This window comes from Klebsiella sp. WOUb02, assembly GCF_050058015.1.
Lineage (GTDB): Bacteria > Pseudomonadota > Gammaproteobacteria > Enterobacterales > Enterobacteriaceae > Klebsiella.
This window is the reverse complement of the sequence record NZ_CP170105.1, coordinates 118,660-133,694: the sequence shown is the minus strand read 5'-3', so window position 1 is coordinate 133,694 and position 15,035 is coordinate 118,660. Positions and strand designations below refer to the sequence as shown.

At 61.4% G+C, this 15,035-nt stretch carries 6 protein-coding genes and 3 pseudogenes; all 9 read right to left on the bottom strand.

Annotated features, from left to right (window positions below):
* Window positions 1-24: 24 nt before the first annotated feature.
* The 9 genes and pseudogenes from bamB to ABOC21_RS01180 all read right to left on the bottom strand — a co-directional run bounded on the left by bamB (window position 25) and on the right by ABOC21_RS01180 (window position 15,015).
* Window positions 25-1,204 (bottom strand): annotated as a pseudogene (bamB, locus tag ABOC21_RS01220) (outer membrane protein assembly factor BamB).
* Between the two features lie 10 nt (window positions 1,205-1,214).
* On the bottom strand, window positions 1,215-1,835 hold the full coding sequence (locus ABOC21_RS01215) for a YfgM family protein (RefSeq protein ID WP_426812001.1): 621 nt from the start codon (window positions 1,833-1,835) through the stop codon (window positions 1,215-1,217).
* Between the two features lie 34 nt (window positions 1,836-1,869).
* A complete protein-coding gene (gene hisS, locus ABOC21_RS01210) occupies window positions 1,870-3,144 on the bottom strand; it encodes a histidine--tRNA ligase (protein ID WP_426812000.1) in 1,275 nt (424 codons plus the stop codon).
* Window positions 3,145-3,235: 91 nt separating this feature from the next.
* The gene (gene ispG, locus ABOC21_RS01205) at window positions 3,236-4,357 is read right to left on the bottom strand and encodes a flavodoxin-dependent (E)-4-hydroxy-3-methylbut-2-enyl-diphosphate synthase (protein WP_426811999.1); all 1,122 of its coding nucleotides are present in this window, start codon (window positions 4,355-4,357) and stop codon (window positions 3,236-3,238) included.
* A 26-nt stretch (window positions 4,358-4,383) separates the two neighbouring features.
* Window positions 4,384-5,373, bottom strand: coding sequence for a cytoskeleton protein RodZ (gene rodZ / locus ABOC21_RS01200; RefSeq protein WP_426811998.1), 990 nt, complete (start codon window positions 5,371-5,373; stop codon window positions 4,384-4,386).
* A 272-nt stretch (window positions 5,374-5,645) separates the two neighbouring features.
* Window positions 5,646-6,812 (bottom strand): bifunctional tRNA (adenosine(37)-C2)-methyltransferase TrmG/ribosomal RNA large subunit methyltransferase RlmN, encoded by a 1,167-nt coding sequence (locus tag ABOC21_RS01195; RefSeq protein WP_426811997.1) that lies wholly within the window; start codon window positions 6,810-6,812, stop codon window positions 5,646-5,648.
* A gap of 334 nt (window positions 6,813-7,146) precedes the next feature.
* Window positions 7,147-7,578, bottom strand: a complete 432-nt coding sequence (ndk, locus tag ABOC21_RS01190; protein ID WP_041146713.1) for a nucleoside-diphosphate kinase — start codon at window positions 7,576-7,578, stop codon at window positions 7,147-7,149.
* Between the two features lie 160 nt (window positions 7,579-7,738).
* A pseudogene (pbpC, locus tag ABOC21_RS01185) lies at window positions 7,739-10,064 on the bottom strand (peptidoglycan glycosyltransferase PbpC).
* Window positions 10,065-15,015: pseudogene (locus tag ABOC21_RS01180) on the bottom strand (alpha-2-macroglobulin family protein). It abuts the pseudogene before it with no gap.
* Window positions 15,016-15,035 lie beyond the last annotated feature (20 nt).

Here is a 15,035-nt window from a genome sequence, read left to right as displayed (position 1 = left end):
TCTCAATCCTGACTACCGCGTAACTTAACGCGTAATCGAGTACAGCGTACCGTCCGTTGCCTGGATGAGCAGGCGACCGTCGGCGACGATCGGGTCAGTACGGAAGCCGGAGCTGTCGACCTTCTGCTGGGCGACAAAGTGCCCATCTTCCGGGTTCACCCAGTGCATGTAGCCTTCGCTATCGCCGACGACCAGATTACCATTATACAACACCGGAGCGGTCAGCAGACGATGCAGTAAATCGCTCTGCGTCCACAGCGTCACGCCCCCTTCGGTGGTCAGCGCCAGTAGGCGATCGTTCTGATCGACCAGGTAGATACGATTGCCGTCAACGATAAAGTCGTTCACCGAGCCGAGCTCGCGTTTCCACATGATCTGGCCGCTGCGCAGATCCAGCGCGGTCAGGTTGCCGTTGTAAGCCAGGGTATACACGACGCCGTTGACGATAACCGGAGTGGTGTCAACGTCGTTCAGGCGATCGATTTCCGTTGGGCCGGTGGCCTGAGAGATACGCTGCTGCCAGATAATCTGACCCTGCTGCATCAGTACCGCGCTAACGCGACCGTTGTCGCCGCCAACGATGGCTGCGCCGTAAGCGGTCGCCGGTGCGGATTCACCGCGCAGAGAAAGCGCCGGCATATCCAGGTTGACGGTCCACTTCACCGCGCCATCGGCTTCGTTCAGCGCCTGCAGCTGGCCGTTGCTGGTGTGGACCAGCACCATGCCGTCGCTGACGACCGGACGAGAAATCGCTTCACCCGCTACGCGGGTCTGCCATGCCACGGTACCGTCGCTGGTATTCAGGGCAAACAGACTGCGCTTTTTCACTGCCGATATAGACGTGACCGCCGGAGACGGTGACGCCGCCGGAGAGCAGCGCAGGCGCGCGGGAGAACCAGCCGTCTTTCTCGGCGAGGTTCACCGACCAAACCTCTTTCCCGTCGTCGGCGCTCAGCGCCTTAACGGTACCTTTACGGTCGGCCGCGTAAACGACGCCGTCGGCAAAGGCCGGATGGAGGTTAGAGTAAAATTCGCCGATACCATCGCCAACAGAGGTGCTCCAGGACGTGGACGGCGTAAACTGATTTTCCACCGTCGGCAGCGGCGACATTTTCACCACATCTTCTTCGCTATTAAACAGCGAACAACCGCTCAATAAGGTAACGGAAAGCAGCCCTGGCAAAAGTAATTTACGCAATTGCATCGAGTCCCTCTCAGATGGACAAATTATTTATTTTCATACGCATCATTTCGCTGAGCGCCGGTGAAGCATCGCTTTTCACGCCCGCCTCCCACGCCGCGCGAGCGCCCTGCTTGTCGCCTTTATCCAGCAGAATCTCACCGCGGAGATCGGCAACAATCGCGGTCCAGCCTTCGCCTTTAATCCCCTCAAGGGTTTTCAGCGCCGCGTCAGGATTTTTCAGCTGCAGCTGCACGCGAGCAAGACGCATATTGATAACCGACTTCAGATTGTCATCCGGCGCGGCGGCTAAGCCCTGCTGGAGCTGCTTTTCAGCATTCTGCAGATCGTTTTTCTCAACAAAGCGCTGCGCCAGCTCCAGAGAAGCAAACGCCCCGTAGGCATTTTTGCTGTCAGCGGCGAACGTTTGCGCCGAATTCAGCGCTTCAGGCTTGTCCGATTTAAGCGCGGAAATGGCGTTCTCGTAGGCTAAAGAGGCGTCTCTGGCCGTATCCTGCTGGTGAGCGCTCCAGTAGCGCCAGCCAACCAGCGCGCCAATCCCTAAAATCACCCCAACGGCCAGCGCTTTGCCATTTTCGGCAAAGAAGCGCTTCAGCGCGTCGATCTGATCGTTTTCGTTGTTATACGTTTCCACGCAGTCCTTCTCCTGACTAGTAATTCCCGGGAGATTAACCCAGAAGTGTGCGCAAATGCGCGGCAACGCTATCCTGCGTTACGGTAGTTTGCTCACCTGAGCGTAAATCCTTCACTACCACGTTTCCGTCAGCAATTTCTGATTCACCGACCACAAGAGCGATGCGAGCGCCCCACTTGTCAGCACGGCCGAACTGCTTCTTAAAGTTGCCGCCGCCGTGGTTGGTCATCAGCTTAACGCCGGGCAGCTCATCGCGAACCCGCTCAGCCAGACGCATCGCTGCGGACTGGGTATCGGTTCCGGAGGCCACCAGGTATATATCGACAACAGGATCGGCTTTAAATTCCGGATTAACGGCCTGGACCAGTAAAACAAGACGTTCCAGCCCCATCGCAAAACCGACTCCCGGCGTTGCGCGCCCGCCCAGCTGCTCGACCAGACCGTCATAGCGGCCGCCGGCGCAGACGGTTCCCTGCGAGCCGAGGCTGGTAGTTACCCACTCAAATACGGTGCGGTTATAGTAATCGAGCCCGCGCACCAGGCGCTGGTTAACGGTATAGGCGATGCCCGCAGCGTCCAGCAGCGCGCACAGTCCGGCAAAATGCTGTTTGGACTCTTCATCCAGGTAGTCGCCCAGCGCCGGCGCGTCGTTCAGCAACGCCTGCACTTCCGGGTTCTTAGAGTCCAGAACGCGCAGCGGGTTGGTGTACATGCGGCGTTTGCAGTCTTCGTCGAGCTTATCTTTAAACTGTTCAAGATAAGCGACCAGCGCGTCGCGATAGCTGGCACGCGCTTCCAGCGAACCGATGGAGTTCAGCTCCAGCGCAACGTGCCCGGAGATGCCCAGCTCGCGCCACCAGCGGGCGGTGAGCATAATCAGCTCGGCGTCGATATCCGGCCCCTGCAGGCCAAAGACTTCAACCCCGATTTGATGGAACTGGCGATAGCGGCCCTTTTGCGGGCGCTCGTGGCGGAACATCGGCCCGACGTACCACAGACGCTGTTCTTGATTGTACAGAAGACCATGCTCGATGCCGGCACGTACGCAGCCCGCAGTCCCTTCCGGACGCAGGGTCAGGCTGTCGCCATTGCGGTCCTCGAAGGTGTACATCTCTTTTTCAACCACGTCGGTCACTTCGCCGATCGCGCGCTTGAATAACGGGGTCTGCTCTACAATCGGCAACCGAATTTCGCTGTAACCGTAGCTGCCGAGCACCTGTTTCAGTGAGCCTTCAATGCGCTGCCAGAGAGCGGTCTCGCCCGGCAGATAATCGTTCATGCCACGGATGGCTTGAATGTTCTTTGCCACGTTTATTCTCTTTATATATATACAAAAATGAACCCCGCCGCGTTGCGCCCGCGGGTCCAATCATACACGGGAAGTCTTACGCTGCCCCGGATTATTTCTCTTCAACCTGCTGGACGTCAATACGGCGCGCTTCATCAAGCATCGAGGCTTTCGCACGGATACGCGCCTCGAGCTGATCGATCATATCGTCGTTATCCAGCCGGTCTCTACGCACGCCGTCTTCGTACAGGCCGCTCTTCTTATTGCCGCCGGTGACGCCGAGCGTCGAAACCAGCGCTTCGCCCGGGCCGTTCACCACGCAGCCGATGATCGAAATATCCATCGGAGTAATGATATCTTCCAGCCGCTGCTCCAGCGCGTTAACGGTGCCGATCACGTCAAACTCCTGACGCGAACAGGTGGGGCAGGCGATAAAGTTAATTCCGCGAGCGCGAATGCGCAGAGACTTCAGGATATCGAAGCCAACCTTGATCTCTTCAAGCGGATCCGCCGCCAGCGAAATACGCAGCGTGTCGCCGATCCCTTCGTTAAGCAGCAGGCCGAGGCCGATCGCCGATTTTACCGCGCCGCTACGGGCACCGCCGGCTTCGGTGATCCCAAGATGCAGAGGCTGATCGATCTGCTTCGCCAGCAGGCGATAGGACTCCACCGCGAGGAAAACATCCGACGCCTTGACGCTGACCTTGAACTGGTCGAAGTTCAGACGATCGAGATGATCGACGTGACGCATGGCGGACTCCAGCAGCGCCTGCGGCGTCGGCTCGCCGTACTTTTCCTGCAGATCTTTTTCCAGCGAACCGGCGTTAACGCCGATGCGGATAGGAATATTTTTATCGCGGGCGCAGTCAACCACCGTGCGAATGCGCTCTTCGTTGCCGATGTTGCCCGGGTTGATGCGCAGGCAATCCACCCCATACTCCGCCACCTTCAGGGCGATACGGTAGTCAAAGTGGATATCGGCGACCAGCGGTACGTTGACCTGCTGTTTGATAAGCCTGAACGCTTCCGCCGCATCCATCGTCGGAACCGAGACGCGGACGATGTCCGCGCCAACGCGCTCCAGCGCTTTGATTTGATTCACGGTCGCGGCCACATCGGTGGTGCGCGTATTGGTCATCGACTGGACGGCGATGGGGGCGCCATCGCCAATCGGCACATTCCCAACGTAAATTCGTTTCGATTTTCTACGTTGAATCGGAGCCTGGTTATGCATGAAAAATCTCCCGTGTCACCCGTCTGTTACTGCGCCGGTGATGTTTCGGCATTAAGGGTCAGACGCGCAACCTGGTTAGTTCTGATAAAACGACTCAAATCGACTGGTTTACCCAGATACTGAATCTGTACCGCAGCCGGCGCACCGATTTTCAGCTTATAAGGTGCCTGACCGCTTAAGTTCAGGTTGCCGCCTTTGCGTTGCAAACCGCTGAACAGCTTCTTACCGGTTGCATCGCTAACTTCCAGCCAGCAGTCGGCAGAGAAGTTCAGCACCAGATCCTGAGCCGCGGCGGCGGCGGTCACGTTCGCCTGATCGGTTGGCAGCGGAGAGGCCGGAGCCGCAGCGCCTGCTGCGGTATCGACCTGCGCCTGAGACGGGGCAACGACGGCGTTATTATTCGCCGCGGTTGACACAGGCGCTGCCGGGGCCGGGGCCGGCGCGGTGGAGGTATCCACAGGCGCGCTGTTCGCCACGCCGTTGTCGGCGTCCGGCGCCGGGCTATCGGCACCGTTATCTAAGGGAATGCTCTGGCTGCCGCTGTCGCCCGCATTCAGCTCGGCGCTGGACTGGTCGGCCATCGTGGTAATCTCTTCCTGCTGCGCCTTATGGTCTTGCCACCACCAGGCGCCGCTCAGGCCAATCACCACAAACAGCACCAGCCAGGTGAAGCTCATCAGCCAGCCGTCGCGCTTTTTACGGCGTTTGCCCAAAGAGAAGCTCTGCATCGGCGCAACTTTCGCCGCGCGGATAGGCGCCTGTTTCGCCATCATCGGCAGCAGTTCTTCTTCCGGGATATGCACCAGACGCGCGTAGGAGCGGATGTAACCGCGCAGGAAGGTTGAAGCGAGGTCGGCGGGCGCCTTATCGTCTTCGATATCACGAACCGTGGAAACCTTCAGGCATAAGCGCTCAGCCACCGCTTGCTGGCTGAGTCCGAGTTGTTCGCGGGCATTGCGCAGACGCGTGCCCGTAGTGTTTGCTTCTTGATGATCTTGAGTGGCTTCAGTATTCATTCGACAACTACTGGTACGTGAAATTTAAAGGTCAGCGCCGGTAAAACCCGCGCCGCGAAACATCTGCTAAACGTCAAACCAACAGTATAAGTCCGTATGGCGAACTATCACAGATACTTATTAATATTGAATGCTAAGCGGTTGTTGTGCCGCTACATACTGCCTCAAAGTCGATAAAAACGCACCGTAATTATTGGCCGAAGCGACCTGATTCACCCGCCGGGTAAACATTGCCGTGCAGCGCGCGTGAAATATTGCGCGCTGCACATTTATCAGATCGCTTTCACGTCGATCGATTCGCCCTGCATACGCTTGCGCAGCGTACGTTTGGTACGGTCGATAACGTCACCGGCAAGCTGTCCGCAGGCGGCATCGATATCGTCGCCGCGCGTTTTACGCACGATGGTGGTGAAGCCGTAATCCATCAGCACCTTGGAGAAACGGTCGATGCGGCTGTTGGAGCTGCGGCCATACGGCGCGCCCGGGAACGGGTTCCATGGGATCAGGTTGATCTTGCACGGCGTATTCTTCAGCAGCTCTGCCAGTTCGTGCGCATGTTCGGTGCCGTCATTGACGTGATCGAGCATCACGTATTCGATCGTCACCCGGCCCTGGTTGGCGTTGGACTTGGAGATATAGCCGCGCACCGAGTTCAGGAAGGTCTCGATGTTGTACTTTTTGTTGATCGGCACGATCTCATCGCGGATCGTATCGTTCGGCGCATGCAGAGAGATCGCCAGCGCGACGTCAATCATATCGCCGAGCTTGTCCAGCGCCGGGACAACGCCGGAGGTGGAGAGCGTTACGCGACGCTTGGAGAGACCAAAACCGAAGTCGTCGAGCATGATCTCCATCGCCGGCACGACGTTGGTCAGGTTCAGCAGCGGCTCGCCCATTCCCATCATCACCACGTTGGTGATCGGACGCTGGCCGGTAATTTTTGCCGCACCGACGATTTTCGCCGCGCGCCAAACCTGGCCGATAATTTCGGATACCCGCAGGTTGCGGTTAAAGCCCTGCTGCGCCGTCGAGCAGAATTTACACTCTAACGCACAGCCAACCTGAGAGGAGACGCACAGCGTCGCGCGATCGTCCTCCGGGATGTAGACCGTTTCAACGCGCTGATCGCCGACGGCAATCGCCCATTTGATGGTGCCATCGCTGGAGCGCTGCTCCTCGACGACTTCCGGCGCGCGGATTTCCGCAACTTCCTTCAGCTTATTGCGCAGCACCTTGTTGATATCGGTCATATCATCAAAGTCATCGCTACAGTAGTGATACATCCATTTCATCACCTGATCGGCGCGGAAGGGCTTTTCGCCCATGTTTTTGAAAAACTCGCGCATCTGCTGACGGTTCAGATCCAGCAGGTTAATTTTGGCATCTTTGTTCGGCACCGTCAGAGCGGCGTTATCAGGCGTGACAATATGTTCAGACATAATCTATTCCGGCCTCGTTGTTACACGTTATGGCCCCAGGAGGGTTGAAAAAAAGAAGCGCCCCAATGAACGAGTGCTCGTCCAGGGGCGCTGCATTGTACAAAGTCTGGTGTATCAATACCACGTTTGCACGCGGCAATGATGAAAAAATCTGTTGCCGCGTACTTAATCCTCTATGGCTTTTCGATTGTCGAAGAGCTGAGGCTCTGAATCTCCAAAGTATTTCACGTCACGGCGAGGCGGCAAGTTCGCAAATCCCCGGGAGCATAGATAGCTATGTGACCGGGGTGCGCGAATGAAGCCAACAAAGCGGTGGCGTGAAAGACGCAGGAGATTAGCGGGTGCGCGGGCAAACTTCGCCTTCGGCGAAGAAGAACGCGATTTCGCGGGCAGCGGATTCAACGGAGTCGGAACCGTGGGTGCCGTTCTCGGTGAAGCTGTCAGCGTAGTCGGCGCGCAGGGTGCCGGCCAGCGCGTTGTCCGGGTTAGTGGCGCCCAGCAGGTCACGGTGACGCTGCACGGCATTTTCGCTTTCCAGAACGGAGACCACGATCGGGCCGGAGGTCATGAACTCAACCAGACCGTCAAAGAACGGTCGACCTTCGTGCTCGGCGTAGAAGCCGCGAGCCTGCTCAACGGTCAGGTGCAGCATTTTGGTGCCAACGATTTTGAACCCTGCAGCTTCGAAGCGAGAAAAGATGCCGCCAATAACGTTTTTTGCCACCGCGTTTGGTTTAATGATGGAAAAAGTACGTTCAATAGCCATGATTACCTCTAAATAAATTTTATGTTGTTGGGCATACGATCGTATGGCCTGGCGCGCATTATAATGAGCAACTCAGGCGCTGCCTATGGATGAAGGTAACATTTTGTTAAAATAACACGAGCTTTAGCAACACAAAAAGCAGGGCCTTACCGCCCCGACTTTATTGTAGAGTAAAATTCGCCGCCGCAACCTGCCCCGCCTCATCCATCACCACCAGCTGATAGCTATCCAGCCGCTCCAGGGTCAGGCTGGCGCCGGCTCCCGTCGCCGCCAGCGGTTCGCCGTTGAGAAACCACCAGCGCCGCCCTTCGCCGCCGGTGGTCTGCAGCGGCACCACCACCCGCGCCGCGCCGGGCAAACGCTTAATGACCGCGCCATCGTGGATACCGGAAAGCACCAGCGGCGCGGCATCTGCGCCTGACGGCGGCGGACACTCCGCCGATGCCGGCCCCAGCCTCGCCCGCCGGCGCTCGTTCGCCGGCAGCCACGGCTCCAGCGGCAGCGGCCAGACGTCGATGCTTTTCTCCATCGCCCCCGGACAGTCCGCCGCCACCCGCAGCCCGTGCTTATCGACCCATACCGGGAAACGGATGCCGCGCACGCCTTCCTGACCCGGCAACAGCAGCGTCGGCGGCTGGCTATCGTCGAGCAGCCAGGTGGCCAGCCGACGGCGGCAGTTAGCGTCGCCCGGCGGCAGGTTCTGCCCGCCGGGCCAGCAGATAGTGGCCGCCCTCACCGACGGCGGACGCGGATCGGCGGGTAGCCCGTCGCGCCCCGCCGTCGGCCGCGCCAGCAGCATATTGTTGACCTGATTGAGCAGCGGTACCGCGCTGGCGAAGCCAAACTGCCCGACCACCGGCGTACCGTCAGGCCGCCCGGTCCAGATACCGATAAGATAGCGGGCGTTAACGCCAACCGCCCAGGCGTCGCGATAGCCGTAGCTGGTGCCGGTTTTCCACGCCAGCGGCACCACCTGAACCAGCGAATCGTCGGGGAGCGGCAGGGATTCACCGGCCAGGATGCGCCGCACTATCCACGCCGCCCCCGGCGACAGCAGCGGCCGCTCCACCAGCGGCGCGTCCGGCGTCATCCGCAGCCGCCCCGCCCTGCCGTGACGGGCAAACGCGCTATACGCCGCTACAATGTCCGCCAGCCGGGCGCCGGCGCCGCCAAGGATCAGCGACAGATTGGGCTCGGCGCCCGCCGGCAGCATCAGCGGCAGGCCGGCGTTGCGCAGCTTGGCGGCAAACCGTTTTGGCCCGTAGGCTTCAAGCACCTGCACCGCCGGCAGGTTCAGAGAGCGCACCAGCGCATCGCTGGCGCTGACCGGGCCATGAAAGCCGCTGTCAAAGTTACCGGGCCGATAATCGCTAAACCGTCGCGGGACGTCCTGCAGCAGAGAGGCCGGATGAATCAGCCCCTCGTCCAGCGCCATGCCGTAGACAAACGGCTTCAGTACGGAGCCCGGTGAACGGATCGCCGACACCATATCGATGTGCCCAAAGCGGCTGTCGTCGCTAATATCCGCCGAGCCGACCCAGCCCCGCACGCGCATATCGGTATGATCGACGACGACGATCGCCAGCGAGTCTGCGCGGCGGCAGGCGCGATTTCCAGTTGAGGGCTAAATCCTCCAGCTGGCGCTGCAGCCCGGCATCGAGGGTCGTCACCACCTTGTCTTCGCCGCTGCTTGCCAGCATCCGCCGGGAAAAAAGCGGCGCCAGCTGCGGCATCTGCCGGGGGAACAGCCACACCGGCTCTTCCGTGGCCTCGCGCACCGTCTTCTCCGACCACACGCCCTGGGTTTGCATACGCGCCAGCACTTTATCGCGCGCCGCCTGAGCCCGCTGCGGCCAGCGATCCGGACGCAGACGGCTCGGCGCCTGCGGCAGCACCGCCAGCAGGGCCGCTTCGCCGTAGCTGAGCCGGGCCGGCGGTTTCCCGAGGTAGGCCCAGCTGGCGGCGCCGATCCCCTGCAGCGTGCCGCCAAACGGGGCGCGGTTGAGATACAGGGTCAGGATCTCGCTTTTCGATAAATGCCACTCCAGCTGCAGCGCGCGCCACAGCTGGCGCAGCTTGCCGCCGAAGGTTCGGGGATGAGGGTCGAGCAGGCGCGCAACCTGCATAGTCAGCGTGCTGCCGCCCGAAATGACGCGCCCGGAGGTTGCGTCCTGCCAGGCCGCGCGGACAATGGCCAGCGGATTTACGCCAGGGTGATCCCAGAACCAGCGGTCTTCGTACTGGATCAGGGCCTGCAGATAGCGCGGCGATACGTCATCGAGGGTCACCGGATAGCGCCAGACGCCCTGATTGTCCGCAAAGCGCCACAGCGGCGTACCGTCCTGCGCCACCACCACCCGGGCCGGAGCCACCTCGTGCAGCGGCAGCGGCCACAGACGATCCGCCGCCAGCAGCGCCAGCCACAGCAGGAACGGCGTCGCCGCCAGCCATCGCCAGCGGCGCCTTATCTTCACCAATCGCCGCATTTACGGAGTGACGATCAGCGGGCCGCTGGCCGTACCGGTTGCCCGCCACTGCGGAACGTACATCGATTCCACCTGCGGCTGCGGCACCTGATAGCTTCCGGGCGTCACCGCCCGCGCCAGGTAAACCAGCGTCACCGGCTGCCCTTCGTTTACCGCTACCGCGGCAACAAAGCGATCGTCGCGGAATTCGAGATGCTGAATATCCGCCTGCTGCATTTGGTTGAGCAGGTTCTGCACCGCCTCGCCGTTCTCCTGCAGGCTAGCGCTGCTGTTTGCCAGGTTCTGGTTTTCCAGCTCAAGCCCCGCCGGCAGCAGATCGACGACCAGCGCATCCGGCACGTTGCGCGTAGCGGTAATTTCCAGCTTCACCAGCACCAGCTCGCCGCTGCGCAGCGAGCTCAGCGATTTTTGCTGCCCGCGAGTGTCGAAGATCTGCCGTTCAATACCCAGCACGTTGCCCGCAGGCTGCGGGGCGCTAAGCGGATAGCCGCTGCTGTCAAGACGCAGCCAGAGCGGCTGGCTGCCGGTATTGCTGACCTGCAGCGCCGCCAACTGGTCGCCGGTCAGGTTGCGGGTCTGCGCTTTATCCGCCGCCAGCGGCTGCGCCTGCAATGAGGTTTGCGCCTGCCAGCTGCCGGGTAAATCCTGCAGCGCGCGGCCGGCAAGGAACAGCGCGTTGGTCTCCTGAGTGGAGAGCCAGCGCTGGCCGTAGGCCTCGTCAGCCAGATTACTCAGCAGCGAGTTTTGCGCCTCCGGCAGCAGCTTATTCTCCTCCAGCAGGGCCAGCTTCAGCGCATCATCGCGCAGCGCGCTGCCGTAATCGCCCAGCCAGCGGTCCCGATCCTGACGCGGCGTGCTCATCGCCAGCTTCAGCGCCTGCTCGCCGCGCGGCGCGTCGCCCATCGCTTTCAGCGCAATGCCAAGCTGCAGCAGCGGCAGGCCGGATCGCGCCTGGTCATGGCGGGTCCAGATTTCACGCAGCGCGCCAAGGGGCGCCTTTTGCTGACGGGCCAGCACCAGAGCGGCGTAGGCCTGGGCGGCAAAGCGGCTGGCCGCCGCGTCGTCGCTGTAGCGCACGGTCATCAGCCCCGGCTCCTGCAGATAGCGCAGCAGGCGCTGGTTACCGTTATTGATAGCGTTGGCCGGCACGCTGTAGCCCTGCTCGCCCGCCCGAACCAGGAAGTCCATAGCGTAGGCGGTCAGCCAGTACTCCTCCGGCCCGTTTTTATCCCATAGCGCAAAGCCGCCGTCGTCGCGCTGCATCTGCAGCAGGCGCGCGATGCCGAGATCCACCGCCGCGCGGCGTTTTTCATCGCTGTCGCCCTCAATACCCAGCGTTTTCAGCCTGCGCCGCGCTGGCGTAGAGCGACGGGAACAATCCGCTGGCGGTCTGTTCCAGGCAGCCGTAAGGATAGGCTTTCAGCTCGCGAATATAGCGGGCCAGATTGAGCGGCGGCTTGCCGCTGAACACCAGCTGCCCCTGCAGGGTCGCCGGCGAGAAGCCGAGCGTTTGCTCCGGCGGCGCCTGCCAGCTTTCGCCGGGCTGCAGCACCGCACCAACGTTGACCGTCTGCGCCGGGAAGGCCGGACGGACGCCAATTTTCCACTGTTTTTGCAGCGGGGCGAAGGTCTCGCCCGGCAGGTTCAGGCCGCTAATGGTCGCGCTGAGCTGGCCGTCGCCAAACCCCTCTTTGGCGCTAACCGGCGCAAACAGGGTGCGGCGCGCGCCCGGCGCCAGCTCAACCGGCGCGATTGCCGGCTGCGCGAGCTGCAGCAGGCCGCCGGCGCTAAGCGCAACGTTCAGGGTTTGCGGCCTGTCGGTCAGGTTGCTGAGATCCAGCGCCAGGCGCGTGGTATCGCCGCTGGCGAGGAAGCGCGGCGTATTCAGCTCGGCAATGACCGGCGCGGCGACCACCACTTTGTCTTCGCTGCTGCCAAAATCATCGGCGGTCCACGCCTGGGCCATCACCCGCAGCTCGCCGTTAAAATCACCGATCGGCAGGGTCACGGTTCCTTCGCCGTTGTCATCGAGCGTTACCGGCTGGGCCTGCTGCGCGACAATCGTCACGTGGTTGACCGGCGGCTTACCGCCGCGCTTGAGCTCGTCACCGTCGCCGCCGAAGCGCAGGCTCGCCTGGCGTCCCTGGCCCTCAATCACCTGGCCGTAGATATCGTAAATATCCGCTCCGTAGCGCTTCTGGCCAAAAAAGGCGTTCCACGGGTCCGGCGTCGCGTAGTCGGTAATGTTCAGCACGCCGCTATCAACGGCCGAGAGCAGGACCTTCACCTGATTCGGCGTCTCGCCCTCTTTAACGCTGGCTTTCACTTTTACCGTCAGCGGCTGGTTGGGCCGCATTTTTTCCGGCGCATCCAGGGCAAGGGTCAGGCGGCGGTTTTCATCGCCGAGCGGCAGATGCAGCAGCCCCACCGCTCGTTTCGGCGTCGCGGAACGCGATTTGTCGCCGGGGCGAATCACCAGCGTGCTGAGGTAGAGGTCATGGCGGTTCCAGGCTTTATCGACCGGGATCGACAGATCCATCCCCGCTGCCGGAACGTCAATTTCCTGCCACCACAGCGGGCCTTCGCTGGACTCGACCAGCGCATAGCCTTTGCCTGCCGCCGGCGCGGCGATATGCAGCTTGATAGTGTCACCGGGTTTGTAGGCCGGTTTATCCAGCTTCATGGTGACCCGATCCGGGCGCGCGGCCCCCGCGCCGTCGCTGTTATCCTGCCAGCTGTAGCCGGCCCAGAAGCGCACGCTGCTGACCGCGCCCTCCGGGTCCTTCACCTCCAGCCGGTAAGAGCCCCACTCCACCGGGAAGCTGACCTTCGCCGTTTGTCCGGCCTGCAGATCCAGCGACTCTTCGCCCTCCTGCAGATCTTTCTGGTCGAACTGCGACTGCCAGCCTTCGCTATCCGACCAGTTCCAGTAGTAGTCGCGGCGTTCGCGAATGAGGCGCACCTGCAGTCCGGAGACCGCTTTTTTGTCTCCGGCGGCATCGGCGTAGACAATCTCGAAGCCAGCGTTGCTGTTTTCATCTACCACCGGCTGCTTCACCGTGCTGTCTGTGCGGTAGTCATACACGTCTTTGAGGGTGAATTCAGGACGGATGCCCGGCAGGGCATCGGCAGGCCAGATAGCCTGCTGCACGGTGCGGGTCACCGGACGACCGCCGGACTCCAGCAGGCTGGCCTGCAAAATCACCTGCAGCGGCGAGTGGCTATCCTGCCACTGGCTGGCGGTGGTTACTTCCCCATGGCCTTTTTCGTCCAGCGTCATCTGTACTTCATCGAGGCTGCGGGAGAGGTTCTCCTCGGCAATATCGCCGAACTGGAAGCCCGGCAGCGCGGCGACCGCATCGCGCAGCGGGCGCAGGAATAGTTTCCCCTGCAGCTGGTTGCCACTGGCAGGCGCGCCGTATAAATAGGCCCCGGCGACGGCAAAGGTCACGTCGGCATCCGGCGCCACGGCGCCCTTTTGCCCGCTCAGGTTCAGCGCCATCCGCTCGGGCATGAAGTCTTCAACGTGGAAGTCCCACTCGCGCGGCTGATTGTCGCCGGTGCTGGCGCGGATATGCCACATGCCGGTTGGCGCGCCGGCGTCGAGCGGCCAGGTAAACTGATACAGGCCGTTCACCGGCTGGCTCACCAGGGAACGGATCACCTGGCCGTCCGGCTGAACCACTTCCAGCTTCACCGGCTGATCGGCCAGCGGCCTGCCGTCGCCGTCGCGCAGCAGCGCGTTGAGGATCACCGTCTCCCCCGGGCGATAGAGGTCGCGAGGGCCAAACATAAAGAACTGCTTGCTAAACCCGGGGGCCCCGGAAATGGCGAACTCCGCCAGATCCAGCGCCGGCAGCTTGAGATCCAGCAGGGTGGTTTGCCCCTCTTTGCGCGCCAGCAGCAGCGCGGCCTCTTTATCGGTTTGCAGCGTCACGTGGCCCTGGTCGTCGCTTTTGGCTTGCGCCAGCGTCTGCCCTTGGGCGTTGAGCAGTTGAACCTCGATACCGGACTGCGCCGCGCCGTTTTCGAGGCTTTGGGTAAAGACGTCCAGCCGGTTGTGGTAGCGATGCGCCGAGACGCCAATATCGCTGAGCGTAAACAGCGTCGCGGCGTTGCTATAGCTGTAATGGCCCGCCTGGTTCATCACCGCCACGTAGACGCCCGGCTGCTGCAAGGGTTTGATATCCGCCAGCGGCAGCAGCAGCTTTTCCCGCGTATTACGCGCCGGATTGAGGTCAAAACGTCCGCTATAGACCAGGTCGGCCATTTTCAGCAGCTCGTCGGACTCCCAGTTGCTTAACGAATTCCGGTACTCCCACTGGCTGACGAAGGCGGACAGCGATTCGGGTTTGATACGGAAGAAGTTGACGTCGACGCTATCGACGTTCAGGGCCATCACCGGCAGCCCGGCCACCACTTTACCCGGCAGCAGCGAGCCCCGGCTGGCAAAGCCGATGCTGGGGGCGACGTCGCGGGTGGCGATGGTTTTTTCAAAAGAGGTGCCGAAGGTCGCGGTATTCAGCGCGGTCAGCGTGGGGTCAACGGAGACAATCAACTCCCGTTTCGGCTCAAGATGGCGCAGGCGCAGCTCTTTCAGGTTCGGCGCCAGCTCCCAGGCGCCGTCAACCTTCCCGCTTTTTTTATCGACAAGGTGCACGCTGCGGGAGAAATCCTGATCCGGCTGCAGCGGAACGGAGAAGGTCAGGACCAGCGTCGCCGCGCCGTCCAGCTGGACTTCCGAGGCGTCGAGCAGCGTCAGCGCCTTGCCTTTACTTTTCTCCGCCAGCTTAGCAAGCTGGGCGGCGTCCGGTTTCGCTGCGCCCTGATTATCCGCGGAAGAAGATGCGGCTGGCGCAGTGGTCTGAGTTTTGCCGCTGTCGTCGCAGCCGGCAAGCGAAAGCGCGGTAAGCAGCGCCAGAGATAGCGTCGCTAAACGAAATGGTTTCATCCTTTAACCCCTTGGCCCAA

Bases quoted from the DNA above. Each gene is read 5' to 3' on its own strand.
- ispG (WP_426811999.1), bottom strand. From the start codon at position 4,357: ATGCATAACCAGGCTCCGATTCAACGTAGAAAATCGAAACGAATTTAC.
- ndk (WP_041146713.1), bottom strand. From the start codon at position 7,578: ATGGCTATTGAACGTACTTTTTCCATCATTAAACCAAACGCGGTGGCA.
- ABOC21_RS01195 (WP_426811997.1), bottom strand. From the start codon at position 6,812: ATGTCTGAACATATTGTCACGCCTGATAACGCCGCTCTGACGGTGCCG.
- rodZ (WP_426811998.1), bottom strand. From the start codon at position 5,373: ATGAATACTGAAGCCACTCAAGATCATCAAGAAGCAAACACTACGGGC.